Source organism: Peribacillus sp. SRI_006 (assembly GCF_057586375.1).
The window spans coordinates 96,706-121,247 of the sequence record NZ_JBYCZT010000009.1 but is presented as its reverse complement, the minus strand read 5'-3'; the positions used below and the strand labels follow the sequence as shown (position 1 = coordinate 121,247).

The following is a 24,542-nucleotide window of genomic DNA, read 5'->3' as shown; positions in this document are numbered from 1 at the left end:
GGGGCGATTAACTATGGAATGTATGGAGTGATTTACATAAAAAAAGAATATTTATAAGGGATAATTTTTGGTTTTGTTTCCCCAGGAAATAATCGTCTTTATTGTCAAGTTTTCTATAATTCCCAGAATCAAACCCCATTTACTTCTCAAGAGCGGAGTCGGGGTTTCGTTACCATTTAATTCCAATCACTAATCTAGTTCCTACAGCTTCAGTAATAATAAAAGCCTAATTGCTTCCACTGAAGGAATTGGAATTCCCCTAATAATTAACTATCAAAGAATCGTAAAAATTAACGATATAGTGAAGACGCTTAATTGTTTCATTAAACTTTAAAGTGGTAAATAGATAGTATCAAACTAGCAGGGAGGTATTAAAATGAGAGTTCTGGTAATAGGAACAGAGGACATGACCGGAGAGCACGTTGTAAAACAGCTGGCAGACAGGCACCATAACCCGGTAGCACTGGTAGGAGCAGAAAATAAAGTTGAGGAAATGGTTAAACTTGGAGCACGAGAGGTAGTTTCTTTGGAAAGTAGGGATTTTTCCAGTGCTTTTTCGGGCTGTGAAGCAGTGATCTACCTGAGTGGCGCCAGTCCCCGGACTGGGGAGGGAAAACCAATACTGGTTGACCATCAGTCAGTAATAGACTCAGTTGAGGCTGCTAAGAAACATGGGGTGAAGCGCTTTGTTCTGATGAACACCATGCGAGCAAAAGAAATGGAGAGCAAGAATTCTAGTACAAACGATTTCAAGTACCACTCAGAAGAGCTATTAAAACAGGAAAAGCTTACATATACGGTCATACGGACAAGTATGCCTGTGGATAAGCCGGGAATAGGTAAAGTTGAAGCTGGATCATCAATTGTGAATGACAAAGGCGAGATACCAAAAGAGGATATTGCTTCTGTATTGGTCAAAGCGCTGGATACTGAAGAAGTATTTAATAAAACGTTCCATGTAACTTCTGGCGAAATTCTGATTGATGAAGCACTCCAAAGATTATAGATAACTCGAGTAACTTGCACAAAAAATAAGAAGCAAAGGGTGATAAAATGTCCAAGTTAAAAAATTACCTTCCTACAGTTTTAAAAGGATCTGCGGTTTTAGGGACAGTTGCGGCCGCAGCGTACTTTTACCGAAAGGATGATACACAAAAACAACATTCAATCCTGAGGAATTTCCCCCTAATCGGCAGAATTAGATACATGACAGAGCAAATAGGACCTGAACTTAGGCAGTATTTATTTGAAAATAATAATGAAGGCACCCCTTTCTCAAGAAAGGAATTTGAGGATGTTGTAAAAGCAGGAAAATATAAGGAGCGGTTAATCGGATTTGGATCGGAACGTGACTTCAATGAGGCTGGATACTATATTCGAAATAGTATGTTTCCCAATCTCCGGGAAGAATTGAGAATAGACAATAGCCAAAAAATCAATACAAGGGTATATGAAGTAGATGAGGAAGGTCTATTGACCAGAAAGGAGAAGCGGGAAGATAGACAAATAGAACCGTACTTTTTACGAGACGAGGATGCTGTCATAATCGGAGGGGATACATGCCGGAATCCCTTTAAATTAAAGGGGCTCGTAGGACAGTCTGCAATGAGCTATGGGGCACTCGGTGAGAATGCCATCACTGCACTGTCGAGGGGATTAGGGCTTGCAGGAGGAACATGGATGAATACTGGTGAAGGTGGTCTTTCCAAATACCATCTCTCCGGAAATCCCGACATCATGATGCAAATCGGTCCGGGACTGTTTGGAGTAAGGACACCAGGTGGGGAGTTCTCCTGGGAAGAATTCAAGAAGAAAAGTGAAATCGAACAAGTAAAGGCATTTGAAATTAAGCTAGCACAAGGTGCCAAAATCAGAGGTGGGCATATTGAAGGACAAAAGGTGACAGAAGAAATTGCCCAAATCCGCCTGGTAGAACCTGGTCAAACGATCAATAGCCCTAACCGGTTCTATGAATTCAAGAATTTTAATGAATTGTTCGAATTTGTGGAAAGAATGAGGGATGTAGGCGGAAAGCCTATCGGTATCAAAATTGTTGTGGGGGATCTTGATGCACTTGAGGAAATGACGAAAACCATGAGAGATACAGGTAAAGGGCCGGATTTTATCACGGTGGATGGCGGGGAAGGAGGAACTGGGGCAACCTATCAGGAGCTTGCAGATGCAGTCGGACTCCCAATTATGTCAGCCTTGCCACTTGTAGATGAGATGTTAAAAAAATATGGTGTACGTAACCGGGTCAAGCTGATTGCATCAGGCAAGCTGACTTCTCCAGATAAAGTGGCGGTCGCTTTAGCGATGGGGGCAGATTTAGTCAATATAGCCCGCGGTTTTATGATTAGCGTTGGCTGCATCATGGCTGAAATCTGCCATACAAATCATTGCCCTGCAGGAGTAGCCACAACTGATTCAAAGTTGCAGGAAGGTCTGGTTATTGAGGAAAAACAATACCGAGTCGCCAATTACGTGATTTCCCTCCGCGAGGGGCTATTTAACCTTGCAGCTGCCGCAGGTATAGATACTCCGACCAAATTTGAACGAAAACACATCGTTCACAAAGATGAGTGGGGAAGAGTTTCCCCTGTCCGGGACATCACCCTCACTCCCCAAAAAGTGGAGAAGTTAAGAAATAAGGAAAAAGTGGAGAAATAGCTTGGCGGGATTTTTATTTTTACTATATAGAAGAAACTCGTCAAAAAGGTAAGCCTTTGCTCAATGCAGCAAAGGCTATTTAAGTGCGTCCGGCATTGGTGCAATCTATAGGGGAGAGCAAGTCTCGAATCATGAAGTCAGTAGTAATGATTAGCTTAACGGATGGGTGTCTGAGTATTCAAATAAAATAGAGGTGAAAGTTAAAAATATCTAAGTTTCAAGGAAGGATTGTTTACAAATGGAAAATGAGCTCGTCTAGTTTCATCTTCTGAGACCCGTGAGATAGTAAAAGTAACAGAAAGACCAAAAGTCATTTCATACGGGGGGACTTCCAGTTTCAGAGCAGTTTCCTGTAGAAGCGCTTAAAGTTGGTGCAATATTGTATTGAATGAAGAAGGAGCGGCATTTCTTCAATATATATGTGCGTGTGAATGACCCCGTGAACTATACCCGTTGATTTGGATGGGGCAAAAGGAGAGAGCCGAATCAGGCATCAAGATTAATCTTAACCGTAAGGTGAAGTTGCTTTACGGCTTTAAGAATATCAGTATATGTATATTTCCCGCAAGCTTCCGAAAGGTAATGGCAGGAAGTCATCCGATTGGCAGGACAGAAAGTGGGCTGGAAAGTCTTAATCGATTTTTATTTCAGGTTAGAATTGAATTAAAAAATGGAATGTTACTTTTTCAAATACAGGGGTCTTTATTTTTTATTTGGCTCCTTTCGCAAAGATTGTTGTTTTTAAACGAAACTATTTAAGGTTGATTGGAGCGGAAGTGCGATACTCCTGCGGTAGCAGCGGAAGAGGTGAGACCCCACAGGCGTTTACGCCGAGGATGCTCACCGCCCGCACCAAGGAAAGCGAGCATCTTGAGGGGAAATCAACCACAACCCACTACCTGGTAAATAGCAACAAAGTATGTGAAAACAGCCTTTATTTTTTAGTAGCTTCCTTGGCCGATATAACCTTTTATACAAACTTTCTGTCATTTTTGTACCCTATTCTGTCCAAGGTGAATGCAAAATACATTCACAGAAATTTTTATTTTTATATTCCGGTCTAAAATATTCAATAATATCTTCCTTCATATTGCCAAAAGTAGTTTCTGGCTTATGCTTAAAGCCCTCATAAAACGCTGGAATAATGTCCTTTTTGAAATTGTTACGTGGGAAGGCCTTTATAATTTCTTCACGCAAGTCGTCAGGGAACTGTTCAAAGCCATCTCCCATCACATCTAAACCAACACCCGAAAAGAGAAGAGCCACTTCAGCTTCCTTATGTTCTGCAATGCCAGGTGTCGTATGTAATGCAATAGCATCCCATACAAGACGAATCGACTCATCTGGAATTTGATACTGCTGTAAAAAGCTCCTCGCAGCATTTGCACCGTCTACTTCAAATCGTAAATCTGGACTGCTGAACTTTTTTGTTAAACCTAAATCATGGAATAATGCACTAACATATAGTAACTCTAAATCATGATTCTGCTTCATCTTTTTTCCGTTGACTGCACCAAATAAAAATACACGATTTGAATGATTCCACAACAAGTCGTCCCCATGCTCGCGTAAAAGATCTGCTGCTTCTTTAGCCAATTGAGAATCTGGAATTTTAATACCTGCTACTTCTTGAAACATAATTGAAAATCCCCTTTACAATTTGATTATGAACTTGTTTTCATTGTAAAGAGGAATTTATCATTTATCTATCCATTCATTTCTATGATAATAATAGATAAAAACTATAATATAGAACTTTTTAAAGAAGCTATCTCATCTTTTTCTGTATGAAAACGCAGCCTTTCGATTTCACATAATAATAACTCGATATACTTACGTGCCGCATAATTGATAAAACGATTCTTTTTCATAACGAGATAGACAGATCTAGTCAAAGTTGGTTTTTCAATACGTTGGAAAAATAAATCCTCTGTATCATAAAATTCATATAATGTACGCGAAACAAAACTGCGGCCAACCCCATTTCGAACGAGCTTCAAGATAGATTCAATGCTAGACGTTTCGACGATGGGTTCTAACTGCCTGCCAACCTCATGACTCGTTTTATCAAGTATTTTTCTGCATTGATGGATATTTGGAAATAAAATAAGCGGACTGTCTAAAACATCGGAAAATGAAGCCTTCTGCTCTTCAGTACTTTGATTACTAATCAGGTAAAATTCTTCATCATACAACTTCGTCACCATCAACATATCATCACGATTGAATTCAAAACCAATACCAAAATCTGCTTGATTCTCTAAAACTGCCTTTTCCACTTGATCAGTACTTTGAACAAACACTTTTATGTTTGGATATAATTGGTTGAATTTAATGCACAAAGTGGATACCAAATCAGTTATTTCTCCTGGTAACACGGCAATTTTCAATTCCCCGATTTCTACTTTTGTAAGTGCTCTAATTTGAGAAGATATACTTTGTAAGGAATTTTGAATATTCAATGCTTCTTGTTGTACGATTTCCCCCACCTTAGTAAGTTCAATCTTCTTACCAATACGGTTGAATAGTGCATAGCCCACATCTTGTTCAAGCATTTTAATTTGATGGCTTAAAGTTGGTTGCGAAATTCCTAATTTTTCAGCTGCTTTTGTAAAATGCAGTTCTTTACTGACCATTAAGAAATATTCTAAATGTCTTATTTCGATACTATTTCAATCCTTTCTAATGAAAATAATTAAATCTGTATGCTTCCAATAAAATAATCTAGTTATTAAGTTACTTTATTTGAAGGGATTATTCCATAATTTGGCCCGATTGCTGGATAAAATTAAAAAACACCATTAGGCTATTTGTTATTTTCGTTCATAAATACCTCACTATGATTTGGATAACGGGCCTGGTTAAACAGAAATCATGTCTAATTACTGATTAAAATTGAAGTCGTAATTAATTCACTAAATGAAAGTTTATATACTCAAAATAAAAGGTCATCAGTATATGAAAATTGTAATCAATATTGACATGTACATTTAATAATAATTGTACCTTTTTAGATGTCAGTTTACATAATAGAATATTTCCTATAATACTTAAAATTTGAGATAGTCGAAAATTGAAAAGACTTTATAAGGAGGAGCTAAATCATGTATATACCTAAACATTTTGAACTCAAGGATGAAGAAATAATTTATGATTTTATCGAAAAGTACAGCTTTGCCACTTTATTTTCTCAACACAATGGAGAACCATACGCTACCCATCTTCCACTCACATTAAATAAAGGTGAAAGTGCATTATATGGTCATTTTGCCCGTCCAAACGAACAATGGAAGGATATAGAATACCAAAAAGTTCTTGCGGTTTTCCAAGGTCCTCACTCTTATATATCTCCTTCTTGGTATGAAACAACGATGGCAGTTCCTACTTGGAATTATGTCTCTATCCATTTATATGGAAAGATGGAGATTGTCGAAGATCAAAAAGTCATTTTCGATTCCCTGAATGATATGGTAAAAAAATATGAAAGTCCAGATAGCCCATACAATTTAATTGATGTGGATTCCAGATTAATCGAAGGAATGAGTAAAGGGATTGTAGCATTTAAAATAAAAATCACAAAAATTGAAGCGAAAGCTAAATTAAGTCAAAATCACCCTGTGGAACGGCAAGAATTGATTATTAAGAATCTAGAAAACACTTCTCAACAAGATAATATACAAGTAGCGTCTCTTATGAAGAAGAATCTACAAAAATAAAAGTTATTCGACATTGTCTTGTTCAACTGATGTGGTAGATTTGTTAAAAAATTAAGCCTAATTTCAGATGGAAATTAGGCTTAGTTTTTGATCTAGCTGCCACTTAATTTCATCGCAATTAAAAATTAAGGGACCTATGAAGATTATTTATCGGTGCAGCTTCAAATACAATAGCTACAATTCATTCGTTCAAAGAACGTTGGAGTTATTCTTTGAACCATGCCTTCTTTAAGAGTTTCACACCCACATCGATTTCATTGGAAGAAAGATTACTGAAACCTAGTTTAACCATTGGTCCGTCGGTGTTATTTTTAATGAAGTAGAGGGACGTAGGATACACAGTAACTCCATGTGAGGAAGCTTGTTGAATTAACCATTCTTCTGTATGCTTCAGATGTACTTTGACTAATACGTACAAACCAGATTGTTCACCAATAATGGATATATTTTGACCGAATTGCTCTTTTAAAGCGGATACTAAGTGCTGCATTTTTCTTTTATAAACAAGGCGCATGCGTTTAATATGTCTACTCCATTCTCCATCTTCCATAAATTTAGCCATTGTAAGCTGGCTAAGCAGGGAGGTAGTAGCTTCAAAATGAAGAAACTGATTTTTATAACGATTTAAAAGTGGCTGTGGCAAGACCATATAACTTAAACGAATTCCTGGAAGAAAGGACTTCGAGAAATTCCCTAAATAAATGACTCTTGCCGAATCAATGGAGGCAAGAGCAGGAAATGGTTTTTGTGTATAGCGAAATTCACTATCATAATCGTCTTCGATAATATATCCACGCATCTTGTTAACCCAATGAATAATCATTTGCCGTTGTTGGATAGACATGCTTACTCCAATTGGACTTTGATGGGAAGGGGTTACATAGATTAATCGTGATTTCATTTGTTCTAATTTTGAAAGTTCAGCACCTGTTTCACAAACCGGCAAAGTTTCAAACATAAAACGATGGAATTGAAAAGCTTCCCTGGCACCGTCGTAACCAGGGTCTTCAACTATAATACTCTGGAATTCATCCTTCAGTATATGTCCCAAGTATACAAGCATTTGTTGGGTACTGCTTCCGATAATAATTGCATTTGCATTTGTTTTCACTCCGCGTGATTGGAATAAATATGTGGAGATTTGTTCGCGCAGGCATTCTTCCCCAAATGGTTCCCCGTATCGAAAGCTATCCTGTAATGTTAATGCTTGATTAGCCATTCTCCTCCAAATTTTCAGTGGGAAATGTGTTTGATCAACGGCATCTGCCCTGAAATTAACTACCGGAGGTCTCTTGGACCCAGTCTGCTTTTTAACATAAGAGATTAAGGGTTCCTGAAATATACGGGGTTCTAACTCGTTTGCAAAATATCCTTTTCTGCCCTCTCCACGAATATACCCTTCAGCAACAAGTTGTTCATATGCCAGTAAAGTTGTATTGCGGCTTACATGTAATGAATCTGCAAGTTGACGAATGGAGGGTAATTGCTCATTTGCCAAAATGTCTCCTTGTTCAATATATGATTTGAATTTCTCATAGATTTGTTTGTATTTTGGGGCGTTATCATTGAACGTAAAAATGGTATTATTCATTTGCATTCCCTCTGACATGTATATTTGTTTAATATTGTACCTTTTTTTATGTCAACTTGTATAATAATATTTTTTTATCGGATATTTATTTTGAAAATTCAAATATAAGTTGAAAGGAAGATTATTGTGTACATTCCTAAGCAATATCGTATGAAAAATGAAGAAGCAGTTCAAATTATGAAGTCTAACCCGTTTGCCTTATTGATTACCGTTAAAGAACATCGTCCCTTGGCTACTCATATTCCTTTGGAAATTCGCGAAGATGAAGGGAAAATCTATGCGACTGGGCATATTGCATACGGAAACATGCAGAAAAAGACTTTAGACAATAATAGTGATGTGTTACTGATTTTTCAAGGGCAGCACGCTTACATTTCATCAAGTTGGTATCAGTGCGAAGAGGTTCCAACATGGGACTATCTAGCTGTACATGCGTATGGATCAGCGCGTTTAATCACTGAAGACGAGCTGATTTCCTCCTTGGATACTATGCTTAATCATTATGAGGGTCACCGAGAAAATGGCCGGACCTGGGAAACGTTTGATCCAGAGTTGCTTAAGAGTGAAATGAAAGGAATAGTGGGCTTTGAAATTGAAATCACATCTATTCAAGCTGCAGCCAAAATGAGTCAAAATCGCAATGACACCGATTACAGAGCGATTATTACAGAGCTTGAAAAATCAAATGAACAAGGGGAAATTCAGGTTGCGCAATGGATGCGAGAGCAAAGGAAAGGGTCAATTGAATGATTGGCATATTACTAGGGTTTGCTATGGCACCCCTAAAAGCAAAAATGGTGTTTATCATTTAGGTAAGTCAAAACCATTCCTTACAGACAAGAGCTCATTATAAAACAGTTGGAACATATTCCTTTTCTAAATGAGCAACAAATCGCCTCCTTGATGAAAACGAACCTTAAAAAAGTGTAACCTTGCTTTCACCATCAAGGAGGAGCCCAATAAATCTTGTGCCAAAATACAATAAGGAGTTGCTTTTTATGGAGTTTTCTAATATTTGGCTATTTGTAATTGCTGCTGCTACATTGTTAATAATACCTGGACCGGCTGTGTTGTATATTATGGCAAGAAGTATAGACCAAGGGAAGAAAGCGGGCATAGTATCAGTTCTTGGTGTATCACTTGGCGGTTCTGTTCACGTTTTAGCTGGAGCGGTTGGAGTTTCAGCGATTCTTATGACATCAGCAACAGCCTTTAATATCGTTAAATACTTGGGTGCTGCTTATCTTATCTATCTGGGGTGCAGGACTTTATTTTTTAAATCTAATCGAACGACTTCAGAAATTCCAAAAGCCCCTAGTAAAAAGTTAGTAAAGATATTTTACGAATCTGCGCTCGTGGAAGTAATGAATCCTAAGACAGCACTCTTTTTTTTAGCCTTCTTTCCGCAATTCATATCACCTTCGGCCGTATCAGTCACAATACAATTTTTACTTTTAGGAACTATATTTATTATCCTAGCTTTTATTAGTGATGGTCTGTATGCAGTACTTGCAGCAAGTATTAGAAAGCGGATTCTGGGTACTGAATTGAATTCTAGGTTGCAGAATCGGATAACTGGTTATTTATATATTGTTCTAGGGGTATTCTCCGTCTTTGCGAGCCCCTCCAAAACATAAGAGTATTTGATAAAAGTCGATTCTACTAAGATAATAAGTAAAACGAAATGGAAAGATATTTTATGCCTGGATTTATCATTGAAGATGACTTTTGGTTGTTATTCCCATACAATTGCATGCTTTAAAGTCAATGGCAGCCTCAATTTTACGAACCACCTAGATCGCAGGTACCAGTTGATCTCCCTGAATAGAATCATGTTTAGAAGGCATTCTCATCACCTCAAGTTTTAATACTTCTATTTTAAAACAAAAATGACTCCTGGCAAAAGTGTTCTATCTAAAAGGTAAGACAAAGTTGATTGGAGAGGGTGTACGAGACTCCTGCTTAGAAAAGCGCGTCTAGGGGAGACCCCGCAGGCGAAAGCCGAGGAGGCTCCCCGACCGCCCGCGGAAAGCGAGTGCCTTACGTTCCAATCAACGTCCAAATTGTACAAGTCATAAAAATAGACAAACTCAATTTTTTTCATCGAGTTTGTCTACAGTCTGGGAGCTTGTTTAAAAACAAGCTCCCACTTATAATAAATTATTGGTTCTACAAGGTTGTATTATTTTCTTATTCCAGGAAATCCTCGGTCGAAATTACATTGGCATACATACCGTTAAGTGCGCTGACAAAGGCATAATGGACCTGTTCAGCTGGAACGACCTTATCTTGATAAGATAAGTCCCTTGTCGCACATGCATCTTCAAAAAGAGTAGTTTCAAAGCCTAAATCCACTGCAGCTCTGACTGTGGCATCAATGCACATATGCGTCATCATACCTGTAATCACTAGCTTTGTTACTCCTTTTTCTTTTAATTTGCTTTCTAATTCAGTCTGTAAAAAGCTGTTGGGGAAATGTTTTATGATAATGCTTTCGTGTTCTAATGGTAGAACAGCTTCATTCAGTTTAACTCCATCCGTATTCGGAAGAAAAAAGCCTAACCCAGGATCACTAGCGATATGCTGGACATGAAAAATATTATCTTTGTTATTCTGCCTAAACCATTCAAGAACTTTAGCAGCATTAGCGGCTGCTTTTTCAGGGTTGCTTAATTCCATCTTTCCATTTGGAAAATAGTCATTTTGAATATCGACAATGATTAAAGCTGTGCTCATTTTTTCCACCTCTTTAAAAAATTTTAGTACAAAATAATGATAAATGATATATTGATTTCTATCGATACTTTGATGAAACACTTTTATATCAAAGCATTTCATGGTGAAAGGAATTTATTATGGAACTTGATAACATTGATTTTCAAATCCTTCGGTTATTATCCGAAAATTCACGTATTCAGTGGAAAGACTTAGGTGAACAAATTCATATGACGGGACAAGCAGTAGGAAATCGGATTAAAAAACTTGAGGAAAATGGAGTAATTAAAGCCTACTCACTAATAGTCGATGAAATGAAATTAGGACTTTCTTATACAGCATTTGTCATTATTTATATGGAAACAGCAAACCATGATTCGTTTATACGTTTTATTAATGATAGAAATGAGATAGTTGAAGCTCACCGAGTATCGGGAGAAGGTTGTTACCATTTAAAAATAAAAGTTAACTCTCAAGAACTATTGAATCTTTTTCTTAATAAAATTCTCGATTATGGGAACTATTCGTTAAATCTATCAATACAAGAAATTAAGCAACATAATCCGTTGACTGCGACAATTTAATAAATATATTTTTTTTAAAAAGAAGATACTGTATTCCCAATCATCATGAATCGTTTCAAGTATGGGGATGTTCGACTGGGACAGTAGCAGTGGGAATAGTCTTTTTTAATATCGTAGATTCGAAGGGAAAAGTAAAACGTTAGATGATTATGCGCTTGCTGATGTTGGTGTTGGAATTTGTTTACCGTAGTAGCAGGGTCAGCTTTCTTATTATTCCCTTAATCGCGAGGGATGTGGGTAAAAGCGGGAATCCGTCAGCAAAGAGGTGGCAAAGAGATATGGTGTAGACTTAAACAAGGGGATAGATTGTTAACGAAGATGGTCCATGAACTTAATCTAACATGAAACCATACCCGAAGGTGGAAGTTAATTAATGTATCGAAGAAATATGGACAAATTACTGTTCTTATAAGCTGGGTACATACACTTTGTTTTTTACCAGGTTAACAAGTGAATGGATTGAACCTGTTCCATTTTGTTCATCTACGTGCTCAATGTAGTACTCTCTTCGTTGCAGGTTACGTTAGCCATAATTGTTGATTAAGCAATTTCTTCTGCTCGTTTAGCTACCCCATTTGGTTTGCAACAGTTTTACTATTTGTTCCAATTTCCTTAGAAATGATGTTTTATTAAAAATTACTGAACTAATGGGTCTTGCTTTAAAAAGGGAGGTTGCTGTTGCAGCCTTTTTCTTATGAACAAAACGGGTTCAGCTTTTTTAAAAAAATAGGGCTCCTCAGTGAGATATGGGTAAGACACCACACTAACTCAAAACCCTATGAGGAACCCTAATATGAAGTTTAAAATTCAAGATAAACAAAATCAACTAAACGATGGAATTTCCATTGGAGTGGATATTGCCCAACAATTACATGTGCTAGATCAGTGAATTCCCGTGGAATTGTAATCGTAGACCCATTTGCATTTGAAAATAATGAAGATGGATTTGTTGGTTTAATAAAATGGATGGAGGCAGCCATTTTGGGAGTGGAGCCTATAGTCATCACACACTAAGGTTATTGTATGTCTAACTCTTTAACAGTTTCGCCTTCAATTAACACTGGCTGATAATAGGTTTCGTTTGGTAAATCCTTCTTTCCTTGTAATTTCTTAATGACCCAATCAGCTGCATCATGTCCCATTTGTTCTTGTGGGTGTGTTAATGTCGTTAGTTTGATATTGGCATTTTTCGCAATATAGGAATTGTCCTGGCCAATAATTGATAATTGTTCGGGAATAGAAATATCGAGTTGTCTGCATACATTTACTACTTCCAACCCTACCTCGTCGTTATAACAAACAATGGCAGTCAACACGTCTCTATTTTCATTTAGGAACTCTTTCAAGTTCGTGTATAGGTCTAGCTTCGTTTCTGTAGTATACGAAAGCAATTGTTCTGGTTGAAAGCGTAATTTGGCTTCTCCAAGTGCTTTTATATACCCTTTCATTCGATACTTTCCTTGTAGGTCATCCATTTTAGCAATGAGTCCGATTTGGGTGTGTCCTTTCGAAATCAATTCTTTTGTTGCGAGGTAGCTTGACTGCACATCATCCAGGCAAAAGTAAGGAAACTCTAATTCTTCATAATAAGCGTTGATCATGATGAATGGAACCTCTTGTTCCTTAAATGATAGGTAGTAACCGATGTTGGGATTGTATAGATTGCTTTTTGTAGGTTCAATGATCATACCATCCACGCCAAATGACAACATCATTTCCAAGGCTTTTTTTTCTTGTTCGACATCATTATTTGTACTGGCTAATAGTAACGAATAATTATCTTCATTCAATCTTCTTTCAATTCCGCGGATAATAGAAGGGAAAATGTAATCAGAAATGTAGGTCGTGATTACACCAATCGTTTTATTTTTGGAATTGCCACCAGATTTTGATTGATATTGGTTACTAACATATGTGCCAGATCCTTTTTCACTTCTCAAGAATCCCTCGTTTGATAATTCTAAAATGGACTTTCGTACAGTGTGTCTGCTAACGTTGTACATTTCTTGCATGACGGATTCAGTAGGAATTTGTTCCCCTACACTATATTCACCTGTAAGGATTTTATTTTTTAAATCATCAATGATTACCTGATACTTTGGTTTCATTAAACCTCACTTCTTCCATAGTTGTTTGCATTCTAATTTATGCGCTTAAAATATTTGTGCGGACATATTTTACCATAATTTTTGAATAAATTAAAACAAATCATCTTATTTTTTGTATAAAGTTATAAATTCACCCTATTTACCTTTAGGTTTCATGTCGTATAACTTCCCTTAATACAAATTCATGGCTTTAAGGTGAGGATGGAGTATTTCGTCTGAAAGTTGTAAGTATAAATAATATAAAACGTTGACAAATGTACGTACAAAAAATATAATATGGTTGTTAATAAATTTAAGCGCCTCCTTTTATTGAAAGCGCTGACAGAAGGGGGATTAACGTGCAAACGAATATATTAAAAATTAAACAAGCGATTACCGGGGGAGAAACTTCACTTGGAATCGAATTTGGATCCACACGTATTAAAGCGGTGTTGATTGATAATCATCATGAAACTATCGCATCTGGAAGTTATGAGTGGGAAAATTTCTTGGAAGATGGAATTTGGACGTACAACTTAGTGGATATTATCACTGGTCTGCAAACAGCTTATAGTGAAATGAAGCAAGAAGTTGAACGGAATTATGGAATTACCATTCGGAAAATAGGTTCTATTGGATTTTCCGCAATGATGCACGGGTACATGGCTTTTGACAGTACAGGGGAGCTACTTGTTCCGTTTCGAACTTGGCGTAACTCAACAACAGGAGTTGCCGCAAAAGAACTAACTGATCAATTTCAATTTAATATCCCTGAACGATGGAGTATTGCTCACCTTTATCAAGCGATATTAAATGAAGAGAAACATTTGCCTCGCATTGATTGTATTACGACTTTGGCTGGATACATTCACTGGTTATTGACTGGAAATAAAGCAATTGGCATTGGAGATGCTTCAGGCATGTTCCCCATTGATGAATCAACGCAAGATTACAATGAATCAATGGTCAAGCAGTTTGACGAATTAATTGCAACGAAAGGTTATCCTTGGAAGCTAAAAGAGATTCTTCCTAAAGTCTACATTTCAGGCGAGCAGGCGGGTGAATTAACCGAAATTGGAGCGAAAATCCTCGATAGATCAAGAAATTTACAACCAGGCACTCCAATTTGTCCACCGGAAGGCGATGCTGGGACTGGAATGGTTGCTACGAATAGTGTGAGGAAACGTACCGGAAACATCTCAGTAGGAACTTCCGTTTTTGCGATGATTGTACTAGAAAAAGAACTTTCAAAAGTATATCCAGAAATTGATCTGGTAACTACACCAAATGGAAGTCCCGTTGGAATGGTTCACGCGAATAACTGTTCAAGTGATCTCAATGCTTGGCTGGGATTGTTCCGTGAATTTTCTGAGGCAATGGGACAAAAGGTTGATATAAATAAATTATTTGAAGTAATGTTGAATAAAGCTTTGGAAGCGGATCCAGATGGTGGCGGTTTGCTTAGCTACGGTTATTTATCAGGTGAAAATATCACAGGATTGGAAAAAGGGCGACCATTATTTGTCCGCTCGCCTGAGAGTCAATTCAATTTAGCAAACTTCATGCGCACTCACCTTTTTACTGCTTTCGGTGCATTGAAAATCGGAATGGGTATTTTGACAAAAGAAGAAAATGTTGCAATTGATCGTATTTTGGCTCACGGTGGTTTATTTAAAACCCCTCTTGTTGGACAAAAAATTGTTGCGGCTGCAATGAATGCTCCAGTATCAGTTATGTCAACAGCAGGAGAAGGCGGCGCGTGGGGAATGGCGATTCTTGCATCTTACATGATGAATAAAGAACAAAAAGAAAGTTTAGAAGACTTCCTCGACAAAAAAGTATTCGAAGAGGTTGATGGGCAAGAAATTTATCCTGATCAAGTAGATGTTAAAGGATTTGAAGCATTTATTGAAAGATACAGGAAGGGTTTAGTGATTGAGCAGGCCGCTGTAGACAATTTGATGTTATGAGTGGAAAACTGGAGGGATTGACGTGTTAGAACAACTGAAAGAAGAGGTATATCAAGCAAATTTGGACTTGCCTAAATATGGACTCGTGAAATATACATGGGGAAATGCGAGTGCCATCGATCGTGAAAGCGGTGTATTTGTTATCAAGCCTAGTGGTGTTGATTACGAAACGATGAAAGCCAGCGATATGGTTGTTGTTGATTTAGATGGCAATGTTGTTGAAGGAGAGTTGAGGCCTTCATCAGATACAGCGACTCACGCTGTACTTTATAAATATTACCAAGAAATCGGCGGCATTGTGCATACTCATTCAACTTGGGCGACAATCTGGGCTCAAGCAGGCCTTGATGTTCCAGCGATGGGCACCACTCATGCAGACACATTTTATGGATCCATCCCATGTGCCCGCTACCTAACACAAGAGGAGATTGATCGTGGGTACGAAGTGGAGACTGGGAAGTTAATCATCGAAACATTTGAAGAGCGCAGGATAGACATTTTAGCCGTTCCTGGTATCTTACTTCATGGTCATGGTCCCTTTACTTGGGGAAAAGATGCAAAATCCGCCGTAATGAATAGTGTGGTGTTGGATGAAGTTTCGAAAATGAATTTATTTACACGGGAATTAAATCATTTTGCAAAAGAATTACCACAAAATATTTTGGATAAACACTATTTACGAAAACATGGAAAATATGCTTATTACGGTCAAAAGTAAGATCAACTCTATCAAATTATCAACCTATTAGATAAAGAAAAGAGGCTTATTATGTTAACAACGGAAAAAAAGGAATTTTGGTTTGTCGTAGGATCACAACATCTATATGGGGAAGAAGCGTTAGCAGAGGTCAAGGCGAATGCACAAACGATAGCCGATGCTTTAAATGAAAGCGGTATTTTACCCTATCCACTTGTATTGCAAGATTTAGCTGTTAGTGCAGATAAAATCACAAGCATCATGAAAGAAGTCAACTATCGTGACGAAGTTGCCGGTGTCATCACTTGGATGCATACTTTCTCACCTGCAAAAATGTGGATTCGTGGAACAAAATTATTACAAAAACCATTGCTTCATTTAGCAACACAATTCAATGAAAGTATTCCTTGGGCAACGATTGATATGGACTTTATGAACCTGAACCAATCCGCTCATGGTGACCGTGAATATGGTTATATCAATGCCCGATTGAAAAAACAAAATAAAGTTGTTGTAGGTTATTGGGAGCGTCCTGAAGTGCGGCAGCAAATTGCACAATGGATGGACGTAGCGGTTGCTTATAACGAAAGCTTCAACATTAAGGTCGCTCGCTTTGGTGACAACATGCGTAACGTTGGAGTAACCGAAGGGGATAAGGTTGAAGCGCAAATCCAATTTGGGTGGACAGTTGACTATTTTGGAATCGGAGACCTTGTTCAATATGTAAATGCGGTTACTGATGAAGAAATTGATGCTTTATTTGCAGTATACGAAGGCCATTATGAATTTGATTATGGTACCTACAGTAGGGAAAATTGGGAGAAAAGCGTAAAGGTACAGGCAAGCTATGAAATTGCGATTAAACGGTTCCTTGATGATGGTGGTTACACGGCCTTCACAACGAATTTCGAAGATTTATATGGGATGAAACAACTTCCTGGTCTTGCCGTCCAACGTTTGATGGCACAAGGATATGGCTTTGCGGGTGAAGGGGATTGGAAGACGGCAGCACTTGATCGCTTACTGAAAGTGATGAGCCATAACCAATCAACTGGATTTATGGAAGATTACACATATGAATTAGCTGCTGGACAAGAATCAATCCTTCAATCACATATGCTCGAAGTCGACCCATCTTTAGCAAGTAACAAACCAAAAATTGTCGTATCTCCATTAGGTATAGGTGATCGTGAAGATCCAGCACGTTTAGTATTCGACGGCAAAGCAGGAGACGGTGTCGTTGTTTCCATGGCAGACTTTGGTACAAACTATAAACTTTTGATTAATGAAGTTTCTGCATTCGAGCCAACAGTTCCAGCACCAAACCTGCCAGTTGCCCGTGTACTTTGGGAAGTGAAGCCAAACTTCCAAGATGGTGTGAAAGCTTGGCTTGAGAATGGTGGCGGTCACCATACAGTTGTTTCATTGAATTTAACAACAGACCAAATCATAACCTATGCCAAACTTGTTGGCTTGGAATACGTAGTTATTAAGTAATGTCTCTCCCTCCAAGGAGGCTCCGCTTCCTTGGAGGGAAAAAATAGGTGATCCAGAAGTTGAAGAACGGAAATAGTGACCATTAGTATGATTCCTTTATTTTCGTAAGCGTTTTCGTGGTTTTTAGGGAAAAGATGAAAGCGTTTTAATAGACAATGACGACACGGAATTCATCCTAACAAATAACTTTTACGACGGAAACTGGCATGTATTTGTGGTTGAAAACACTATTATTATTTCTCAAAAAGCAATCAATATTTTAGTAGTGGGATTAAATATAATTTTAAAACCTTTAGGGGGAACTTAAATGGTTAATGAAAAGAAAATCTCAAGTGGATTCATTTATTTTTTTGGGGCTTTTGGAGGCATTCTCTTCGGTTATGATATCGGCGTTATGACGGGTGCTTTGCCTTTTCTGCAACATGATTGGAACCTTCAAAACAACCCAGGTGCCATTGGCTGGATTACCTCTTCGTTGATGTTTGGAGCTATTTTTGGAGGTGCCATGGCCGGACAACTTTCCGATCGTTTAGGACGGCGCAAAATGATTTTAATATCTTCTATCATTTTTGCTGTTGGATCCATTTTGGCAGGAATATCCCCTCATAACGGAATCCTTTTTATGATTGTTGCCAGGATTTTATTAGGCTTGGCTGTTGGAGCTGCTTCTGCGTTGGTCCCAGCCTATATGTCGGAAATGGCGCCTGCACGTTTACGTGGACGTCTGTCAGGAATTAACCAAACAATGATTGTCTCTGGAATGTTGCTTTCATACATTGTCGCTTATTTATTGAAAGACTTACCAGGGACAATGGCATGGCGGTTGATGCTTAGTTTGGCTGCCGTACCTGCTTTGATCTTATTTATTGGAGTGTCCAGGTTACCCGAATCACCACGTTTTTTAATTAAGAACAATAAAATGGATGAAGCTCGTAGGGTGTTGGGCTATATTCGCGCCGACAAAGAACAAATTGATTCTGAAATAACACAAATACAAGAAACTGTTAAAGAGGAAGAAAAGGTAAATCAAAAAGCATCATGGGGTACCCTTTTAAGTAATAAATACCGTTATTTAGTAATGGCTGGTGTGGGTGTTGCTGCGTTTCAACAGTTCCAGGGAGCAAACGCAATTTTTTATTACATTCCTATGATTGTGGAAAAAGCAACAGGGCATGAAGCCAGCTCAGTATTGCTGTGGCCAATTATTCAAGGGGTTATTCTCGTACTAGGTTCATTAATATTCCTAATGATTGCTGATAAATTTAATCGCCGTACTTTATTAACAATCGGCGGAACGATTATGGGGCTATCCTTTATTTTGCCGGCGATATTGAATGTATTAATTCCTAATGCAAATCCGATGATGATGGTTGTTTTCTTAAGTATCTATGTAGCTCTTTATTCATTCACTTGGGCTCCATTAACTTGGGTCATAGTTGGAGAAATTTTCCCGCTGGTAATTCGCGGGCGGGCGTCAGGAGTGGCTTCATCATTTAACTGGATTGGTTCTTTCTTGGTTGGCCTGCTATTTCCGATCATGACCGCTTCGATGTCTCAAGAAGCTGTTTTTTCAATCTTCGGTGCTATTTGTTTACTTGGTGTTTTATTTATTCGGACATGCGTTCCCGAAACTCGAGGTCATACTTTGGAGGAAATTGAAAAAATTGGGGAAAGTAGACAAGCTAAGGGGAAAAGTGCTTAAATTAGACCTATTAAGGTTTGGAGCGGAATTAAAAGAGGCTATACCAGAATAGAAGAGATTTTAAATCAGGGGGCAATAAGGAAAATACTTCATCAAGAATATGTTGATTTACTCATATGATTCCTTTTCTTAGGCCCGAGGTTGCTACTTCGGGCTTTACAATTATTAAAAATGTTAGCTGAACTTTTTATGCAATTTATGGTGTTTTAGCTTTTATTTATATGAAGGAATTTAATAGGGAAGGAGCCGATAAAAATGAAAGTAGCACAAAGCTCGTTTGGAAATGATGTCTTGCTGTTTACGATAGAAAATGATCATGGAGTAAGAATGGAAGTTACGAACTTTGGTGCAAGAATCGTCAATCTGTTCGTCCTAACGGAATCGGGTCGTAATAATATCGTATTGGGATTTGACTCGATTGAGGATTACAAAAAAGAAACGTATTATGGAGCAACAATAGGAAGAGTCGCTGGAAGAATAAAAAATGGCGAATTTTCGATTGGTGAATCACGTTATCAAACGTCTGTAAATCAATTAGGGAATACATTACACGGTGGCAGCCCTGGATTCGATGAAAAAATCTGGGGTTATGAAGTGAAGGAGACGGATGAAAGTGCTTCGATCATCTTTTCAACCGACTCACCTGATGGCGAGAATGGTTTTCCGGGGAATTTGAAAGTAAGTGTGACTTACACATTGGACAACTTAAATATTTGGTCAGTGAGCTATCAAGCAAAAAGTGATAAAGACACCGTTTTTAATCCGACCAATCACGTCTATTTTAACTTAACAGGGCATCCCAGCCATCCAATCGATGATCATTTCTTACAAATCTCTTCTCAAGAATTTGCACCAGTAAATGAAGATAGCACGGTAACTGGGGAAAAGCGAAGCACAATTGGCACGCCTTATGATTTTCGAACCCCGAAGAAATTAAAATCAACCTTTGAAGCCATTGACGCAGAAGTTAAAAAGGTTCAAGGGATCGATCATCCATTCTTCCTTACGCGCCCAGGACTTCATCAAACTGCAGCCAAATTAATTAGTCCTGACCAGAAAATAACAGTCGAGGTATACACAGAAGAGCCTGCGGTTGTCATTTACACGGCAAACTTTGTGAAAGATGTGCCACTTATGCACGGAGAAAAATTAATTCAACACGGCGGAATAACGTTTGAAACCCAAGCTGCTCCAGGAGCGATTGAGTTTGAAGGTTTTGGGGATATTCTTCTTTTAGCAGGCCAAAATTATACTTCCCAAACAAAATACAAAATTGAGGTCAGTACCCACTCAGCTGAAGGTTCCAGTTAGTGTTAAATAGTAGAATTGGCTGATTTCATTTCAATAATTTTACATAGATTCGGCTGCTAGTTGGAATCAACATCCGTGACTGTAAGAACGATCGAGCAAAGCTCGTGGCATGTAACAGGTAGGATTCCCGCGGAATAAGAGTTAGCCATTCACTCGAACTGAGTTTTCGAGGATAGAGGACAACTTATATCTTTAAGCGTAAACAGTTAGATAGTGGGCTGTAAAACTAAGGTTAAAGATAAGCACTCATTTAAACAGCACATATTCTATTCGTAGCACCCCCTGATACTATCCTTGTATCAAAGGAGGTGCTTTTCCTATGCCTTAACAAAAATTAACGATTGTCCCCTACAAATCATTCACTCGATTGTTTTGTACGAAACAAGGCAGAATTGTACAAGAATGGAATGGCATCACGAAAAATATTCAGGCATTATTGTCGTGAGCGATATGCCTTTATTAGACACCACCTAATTTAAGGTTGAGAGGATTAAATTGAATATCCCAAATTAATGTCAGAACTTCGATGTATTTAATAAGCTCAAGGATTTGTAACTAGTGAAAATAATAAAATGTAAGGAGTGGAAAATATATCACAGTACGAGGAGGCTATCCAAACCGGATGGTTACTATAATAAAAAGCAAGGAATTTACTCTTAATTACTACCCTTCGAAAACATGAGCAATATTTTGGTTATTTTGTATTTTATACTCACTTTATGTATGCATTTGTAATAATAATGTAAAATTAGGTAAATGTGTGTGTCACTTAAAGGTGATAAAATGATAAAAAAGAGATTTAATCGGGGGAGAAAATGAAAAAAATCATAGCATCTTTTGTTGTTTCTGGATTGTTACTATCAAATCCGTTGGTTGGTAATGCTGCATTGGGCGATCGTACATTAAAAAGTGGAATGACTCATACAGAAGTAAAACAATTACAAGAGGTTCTAAAGAAAAAACAATATTTTAAGAGTAATAATACAACTAAATATTTTGGGACCGTTACTAAAAGTGCAGTCGTAAAGTTCCAAAAAAGTAAAGGTTTAAAAGCTGATGGTATTGCCGGTCCGAATACATATAAAGCTTTGGGAGTAAAAAAGAAGACCTCCAACGTAGCTAATGTAAATAAAACAAACAATAAATCTACTGCGATAGTGAAGGAAGCAAAGAAACATTTGAATGTACGGTATGTATGGGGTGGAACTACACCAAAAGGTTTTGATTGCAGCGGATTCCTAAAATACGCTTTTGATAAAGGCGCAAATGTCACATTACCAAGAACGGTATCGGAAATTTATAAAAAGGGGACAAAGGTGTCCAAACCACAAGTTGGAGATGTGGTCTTTTATGAAACCTATAAAACTGGTGCCTCACATGCTGGTATATATATAGGCGGCAATCAATTCATACACAGCTCCTCATCAAACGGTGTAAGCATTTCCTCCATGGATAATAGTTATTGGAAGAAAAGATATGTAGGAGCAAAAAGAATGTAATAGAGAAAGTTGCCAGTTCTTTTTTGAAGAGACTGGCTTTTCTAGTTCTAGCAATAGGTTAGGATACTAAGAAGTCCTATGGATGGTAGAATCGGTATTGATACATAAAATTTTTTTAAAATACAATTTTAGCTTTTATTGCTCCCGGAAACACTTGGGTATAATGGATACTCTATATACCACATATAATTTCTTTAATTCTCACATAAGACAGTCGAGGAAGTTTATAAAAACCATGAAATGTTTTCCCAGGAGGTACAGAGGGTAGCCTCGCAGGACTTAGCTAAAGTTGGACTCATTATCGTAGCGTTCACCATTAAAGATGTTTGGGATTTTTATATACCTTATGTACACGATATATTAATAGTGTACATAAGGTATTTTATCTTTTAAGAGTAAGAATGAATAGGTGTAAAAGTTTAAGAGGTGTTTACTTTACAAGAAATATCTAATGCAGCCAATTATGTTCGATAAAGGTGTTATCGGTGCGATCTCCCCGTTTAATTCACCATATACAAGGTAGCTCCTGCATTGGCAGCGGGAAATACAATTGTGTTGAAGCCAGCATAAATGACGCCACTCATTGCATGCAAGATCGCAGAAATTTTTTCTGAAGCTGGATTGCCTGCAGGTTTTCTGAATGTGGTTTACGGGTTTGGGCAGGAAACAGGTAAATAGCTTTTAGAGGATGAACGAATTGCGATGTTCACTTTTATAGGGAGTCCCGGTTAGGTCGGCATATTAAGAGCAGTCGGGAATTCGTAAGGTAACTTTTGATCTCCGGAGTTAACAATTCTAAATTACTCATAATAAAACACTCCTTTTTTAAAATTGTTTCATCTAAAAGGCAATTATTAGTTTCAGCTGTAATCGAAAAAATAAAAGCCTTGCTATACTTCAAATTTAAAAAGGAGCGCTGATTAAATCAGCGCTAAATTTATACTATCCACTTTTAAAAAAAAGTGATTGATTTATAGCTAGTTCTTAGGAATAAATTTATGCATTTTGTTTACTAAGATCTCGCTGAGCTCCCATATAGCTTCCAATTACATTTTGATAACCTGGAAGATTACTAGCAAGCAAATTGCCAAAACCTTCGACATCGTTGCGCCAATCGCGTTGTAGTTCGCACGCTACGCTAAACCAGTTCATAAGTTGCACGCCACTATGTGCCATACGCGTATTGGCAGCTTCTGCAACTTGTTTACTGAAAGTTCCTGAAGCATCAGTAACAGCAAAAACTTCATACCCAGCTTTTATAGCGGAAAGTGCCGGGAAGGCAACGCATACATCCGTAACTACGCCCGCGATAATAAGTTGTTTTTTTCCAGTTTTTTCGATTGCTTTTACAAAATCGTCATTATCCCATGCGTTAATTTGTCCAGGACGAGCTATTTTTGGAGCGTTAGGAAAAAGATCAACCAATTCTTGCATAAGTGGTCCATTAGGTCCGTTTTCAAAGCTTGTTGTTAAAATAACTGGTAAATCAAAAAACTTAGCAGTATGAGCAAGAGCCAAAATATTGTTCTTAAATTCATCAACACCATAGTCACGAACAAGTCCAGCCATAAGGCCAGTTTGATGATCCACTAAAAGAACGACAGCTTCATCTTTATTAATACGAGAATAGAGATCAGACATTATGTATTCCTCCTAAATTAAAGTAATGAAGAAAGTTTAAACATTGGATTATTTACCATGAATTTCCTCATTTTCCACAATCACTTTATAACTAAACTTATATTAACGTCAATTATTAAAAATCCTAACTCTACTTCTATTTATCTAAAACAAGAGTTTTATCTATCCAATTTATAAATTGTTGTAAATAACGCTGAAGATAACGTTTTGTTTGTTCGTCAGTAAGCACTTTCTGATCGGAATCAATCTTTTGATGTACTTGAGAAATCAGTACTTTTTGAAATGGAAGAACATGAACTTGCATAGTTTCTAGTATTTCTCTGATTTGCATCTGAGCATAAACAGTACCTAACCCCCCAGGAGTTGCTCCGATTAGGCCAACCGGTTTTCTGCTAAGAACTGCGGATTCCCGGGGTCTTGATGCCCAGTCCAATGCATTCTTTAATACGCCTGGAATTCCAGAATTGTACTCTGGACTTACAATAATGATACCGTCAACGTCCTGGATAGCAGATTTAAATGATGTCACTGTTTCTGGAACACTTATTTCTAAGTCTTCATTAAACAAAGGTAGATTATTTATCTCGATCCAACGAAATTGATGGGAATCATCCATCTCTGTTAATGATTGAGCAATGATTCGATTATAAGAGTTCTTTCGTAAACTACCACAAATAAGGCCTATAGTTTTTGTCATATTTTCCCTCCTTTGTTAAAATCACCTCATCATACCATGATATACCAATGTAAAAAAGTGGCTTTATGCCTAATCATCAAACTGTTTAATTTAATGAGGTGTTTAGTACAAATAATCTAGAATGTAAGGATTTCTCATTAGTTTTCTTATTATTGGCTTGTGTTT

19 protein-coding genes and 3 pseudogenes are annotated in these 24,542 nt (G+C 37.6%); 15 read left to right on the top strand and 7 right to left on the bottom strand.

Annotation, left to right across the window (positions count from 1 at the left end):
* Window positions 1-376: 376 nt before the first annotated feature.
* Both AC2YHV_RS14635 and AC2YHV_RS14630 read left to right on the top strand, forming a co-directional pair.
* A complete protein-coding gene (locus AC2YHV_RS14635) occupies window positions 377-1,006 on the top strand; it encodes an NAD(P)H-binding protein (protein ID WP_487373491.1) in 630 nt (209 codons plus the stop codon).
* Between the two features lie 47 nt (window positions 1,007-1,053).
* Window positions 1,054-2,670 (top strand): FMN-binding glutamate synthase family protein, encoded by a 1,617-nt coding sequence (locus AC2YHV_RS14630; protein ID WP_487373490.1) that lies wholly within the window; start codon window positions 1,054-1,056, stop codon window positions 2,668-2,670.
* 999 nt (window positions 2,671-3,669) lie between these two features.
* Here the strand turns inward: AC2YHV_RS14630 and AC2YHV_RS14625 are convergent.
* Window positions 3,670-4,308 (bottom strand): HD domain-containing protein, encoded by a 639-nt coding sequence (locus AC2YHV_RS14625; protein ID WP_413001473.1) that lies wholly within the window; start codon window positions 4,306-4,308, stop codon window positions 3,670-3,672.
* 104 nt (window positions 4,309-4,412) lie between these two features.
* Entirely contained in the window at window positions 4,413-5,330 is a 918-nt protein-coding gene (locus AC2YHV_RS14620; protein WP_269450024.1) for a LysR family transcriptional regulator, read from the bottom strand.
* 444 nt (window positions 5,331-5,774) lie between these two features.
* Here AC2YHV_RS14620 and AC2YHV_RS14615 point away from each other — a divergent pair, with 444 nt between their 5' ends.
* Window positions 5,775-6,386 carry an FMN-binding negative transcriptional regulator gene (locus AC2YHV_RS14615; RefSeq protein ID WP_487373489.1) on the top strand — a complete coding sequence of 204 codons (612 nt, stop codon included), beginning with the start codon at window positions 5,775-5,777 and terminating at the stop codon, window positions 6,384-6,386.
* A gap of 205 nt (window positions 6,387-6,591) precedes the next feature.
* On the opposite strand, the gene pdxR is transcribed toward AC2YHV_RS14615, so the two are convergent.
* Window positions 6,592-7,977 (bottom strand): MocR-like pyridoxine biosynthesis transcription factor PdxR, encoded by a 1,386-nt coding sequence (gene pdxR / locus AC2YHV_RS14610; protein ID WP_487373488.1) that lies wholly within the window; start codon window positions 7,975-7,977, stop codon window positions 6,592-6,594.
* Window positions 7,978-8,103: 126 nt separating this feature from the next.
* Here pdxR and AC2YHV_RS14605 point away from each other — a divergent pair, with 126 nt between their 5' ends.
* Complete coding sequence (locus AC2YHV_RS14605) at window positions 8,104-8,727, top strand: FMN-binding negative transcriptional regulator (protein ID WP_098864727.1); 624 nt, start codon at window positions 8,104-8,106, stop codon at window positions 8,725-8,727.
* A 248-nt stretch (window positions 8,728-8,975) separates the two neighbouring features.
* Window positions 8,976-9,614 carry a LysE family translocator gene (locus tag AC2YHV_RS14600; RefSeq protein WP_487373487.1) on the top strand — a complete coding sequence of 213 codons (639 nt, stop codon included), beginning with the start codon at window positions 8,976-8,978 and terminating at the stop codon, window positions 9,612-9,614.
* A 553-nt stretch (window positions 9,615-10,167) separates the two neighbouring features.
* Here AC2YHV_RS14600 and AC2YHV_RS14595 read toward each other — a convergent pair.
* Complete coding sequence (locus AC2YHV_RS14595) at window positions 10,168-10,713, bottom strand: cysteine hydrolase family protein (protein WP_487373486.1); 546 nt, start codon at window positions 10,711-10,713, stop codon at window positions 10,168-10,170.
* A gap of 119 nt (window positions 10,714-10,832) precedes the next feature.
* Here AC2YHV_RS14595 and AC2YHV_RS14590 point away from each other — a divergent pair, with 119 nt between their 5' ends.
* Both AC2YHV_RS14590 and AC2YHV_RS14585 read left to right on the top strand, forming a co-directional pair.
* Window positions 10,833-11,276 (top strand): Lrp/AsnC family transcriptional regulator, encoded by a 444-nt coding sequence (locus tag AC2YHV_RS14590; protein ID WP_063575991.1) that lies wholly within the window; start codon window positions 10,833-10,835, stop codon window positions 11,274-11,276.
* Between the two features lie 793 nt (window positions 11,277-12,069).
* Window positions 12,070-12,272 (top strand): annotated as a pseudogene (locus AC2YHV_RS14585) (IS110 family RNA-guided transposase); the annotation flags it as partial.
* Window positions 12,273-12,292: 20 nt separating this feature from the next.
* On the opposite strand, the gene AC2YHV_RS14580 reads toward AC2YHV_RS14585, so the two are convergent.
* Window positions 12,293-13,384 carry a substrate-binding domain-containing protein gene (locus AC2YHV_RS14580; RefSeq protein WP_487373485.1) on the bottom strand — a complete coding sequence of 364 codons (1,092 nt, stop codon included), beginning with the start codon at window positions 13,382-13,384 and terminating at the stop codon, window positions 12,293-12,295.
* Window positions 13,385-13,722: 338 nt separating this feature from the next.
* On the opposite strand from AC2YHV_RS14580, the gene AC2YHV_RS14575 reads away from it, so the two are divergent.
* The 8 genes and pseudogenes from AC2YHV_RS14575 to AC2YHV_RS14540 all read left to right on the top strand — a co-directional run.
* Complete coding sequence (locus tag AC2YHV_RS14575) at window positions 13,723-15,333, top strand: xylulokinase (RefSeq protein WP_487373484.1); 1,611 nt, start codon at window positions 13,723-13,725, stop codon at window positions 15,331-15,333.
* Window positions 15,334-15,355: 22 nt separating this feature from the next.
* Window positions 15,356-16,051, top strand: a complete 696-nt coding sequence (locus AC2YHV_RS14570) for an L-ribulose-5-phosphate 4-epimerase (RefSeq protein ID WP_487373483.1) — start codon at window positions 15,356-15,358, stop codon at window positions 16,049-16,051.
* A gap of 51 nt (window positions 16,052-16,102) precedes the next feature.
* Window positions 16,103-17,527 (top strand): L-arabinose isomerase, encoded by a 1,425-nt coding sequence (araA, locus tag AC2YHV_RS14565; RefSeq protein WP_411738408.1) that lies wholly within the window; start codon window positions 16,103-16,105, stop codon window positions 17,525-17,527.
* Window positions 17,528-17,834: 307 nt separating this feature from the next.
* Window positions 17,835-19,229 (top strand): sugar porter family MFS transporter, encoded by a 1,395-nt coding sequence (locus tag AC2YHV_RS14560; protein ID WP_283928675.1) that lies wholly within the window; start codon window positions 17,835-17,837, stop codon window positions 19,227-19,229.
* A gap of 255 nt (window positions 19,230-19,484) precedes the next feature.
* Window positions 19,485-20,540 (top strand): aldose epimerase family protein, encoded by a 1,056-nt coding sequence (locus AC2YHV_RS14555; RefSeq protein WP_487373482.1) that lies wholly within the window; start codon window positions 19,485-19,487, stop codon window positions 20,538-20,540.
* A gap of 815 nt (window positions 20,541-21,355) precedes the next feature.
* A complete protein-coding gene (locus tag AC2YHV_RS14550) occupies window positions 21,356-22,039 on the top strand; it encodes a C40 family peptidase (protein WP_430756109.1) in 684 nt (227 codons plus the stop codon).
* A gap of 210 nt (window positions 22,040-22,249) precedes the next feature.
* Window positions 22,250-22,372, top strand: a pseudogene (locus tag AC2YHV_RS14545) (SPFH domain-containing protein); the annotation flags it as partial.
* A gap of 142 nt (window positions 22,373-22,514) precedes the next feature.
* A pseudogene (locus tag AC2YHV_RS14540) lies at window positions 22,515-22,711 on the top strand (aldehyde dehydrogenase family protein); the annotation flags it as partial.
* Between the two features lie 324 nt (window positions 22,712-23,035).
* On the opposite strand, the gene ycaC reads toward AC2YHV_RS14540, so the two are convergent.
* Both ycaC and AC2YHV_RS14530 read right to left on the bottom strand, forming a co-directional pair.
* The gene (gene ycaC, locus AC2YHV_RS14535) at window positions 23,036-23,680 is read right to left on the bottom strand and encodes an isochorismate family cysteine hydrolase YcaC (RefSeq protein ID WP_487373481.1); all 645 of its coding nucleotides are present in this window, start codon (window positions 23,678-23,680) and stop codon (window positions 23,036-23,038) included.
* A 136-nt stretch (window positions 23,681-23,816) separates the two neighbouring features.
* Complete coding sequence (locus AC2YHV_RS14530; protein ID WP_095678924.1) at window positions 23,817-24,377, bottom strand: NADPH-dependent FMN reductase; 561 nt, start codon at window positions 24,375-24,377, stop codon at window positions 23,817-23,819.
* Window positions 24,378-24,542: the final 165 nt, after the last annotated feature.

Coding starts and splice junctions, on each gene's coding strand:
- pdxR (WP_487373488.1), bottom strand. CDS start 7,977: ATGAATAATACCATTTTTACGTTCAATGATAACGCCCCAAAATACAAA.
- AC2YHV_RS14600 (WP_487373487.1), top strand. CDS start 8,976: ATGGAGTTTTCTAATATTTGGCTATTTGTAATTGCTGCTGCTACATTG.
- AC2YHV_RS14590 (WP_063575991.1), top strand. CDS start 10,833: ATGGAACTTGATAACATTGATTTTCAAATCCTTCGGTTATTATCCGAA.
- AC2YHV_RS14530 (WP_095678924.1), bottom strand. CDS start 24,377: ATGACAAAAACTATAGGCCTTATTTGTGGTAGTTTACGAAAGAACTCT.
- AC2YHV_RS14580 (WP_487373485.1), bottom strand. CDS start 13,384: ATGAAACCAAAGTATCAGGTAATCATTGATGATTTAAAAAATAAAATC.
- AC2YHV_RS14615 (WP_487373489.1), top strand. CDS start 5,775: ATGTATATACCTAAACATTTTGAACTCAAGGATGAAGAAATAATTTAT.
- araA (WP_411738408.1), top strand. CDS start 16,103: ATGTTAACAACGGAAAAAAAGGAATTTTGGTTTGTCGTAGGATCACAA.
- AC2YHV_RS14555 (WP_487373482.1), top strand. CDS start 19,485: ATGAAAGTAGCACAAAGCTCGTTTGGAAATGATGTCTTGCTGTTTACG.
- AC2YHV_RS14635 (WP_487373491.1), top strand. CDS start 377: ATGAGAGTTCTGGTAATAGGAACAGAGGACATGACCGGAGAGCACGTT.
- ycaC (WP_487373481.1), bottom strand. CDS start 23,680: ATGTCTGATCTCTATTCTCGTATTAATAAAGATGAAGCTGTCGTTCTT.
- AC2YHV_RS14630 (WP_487373490.1), top strand. CDS start 1,054: ATGTCCAAGTTAAAAAATTACCTTCCTACAGTTTTAAAAGGATCTGCG.
- AC2YHV_RS14550 (WP_430756109.1), top strand. CDS start 21,356: ATGAAAAAAATCATAGCATCTTTTGTTGTTTCTGGATTGTTACTATCA.
- AC2YHV_RS14595 (WP_487373486.1), bottom strand. CDS start 10,713: ATGAGCACAGCTTTAATCATTGTCGATATTCAAAATGACTATTTTCCA.
- AC2YHV_RS14625 (WP_413001473.1), bottom strand. CDS start 4,308: ATGTTTCAAGAAGTAGCAGGTATTAAAATTCCAGATTCTCAATTGGCT.
- AC2YHV_RS14560 (WP_283928675.1), top strand. CDS start 17,835: ATGGTTAATGAAAAGAAAATCTCAAGTGGATTCATTTATTTTTTTGGG.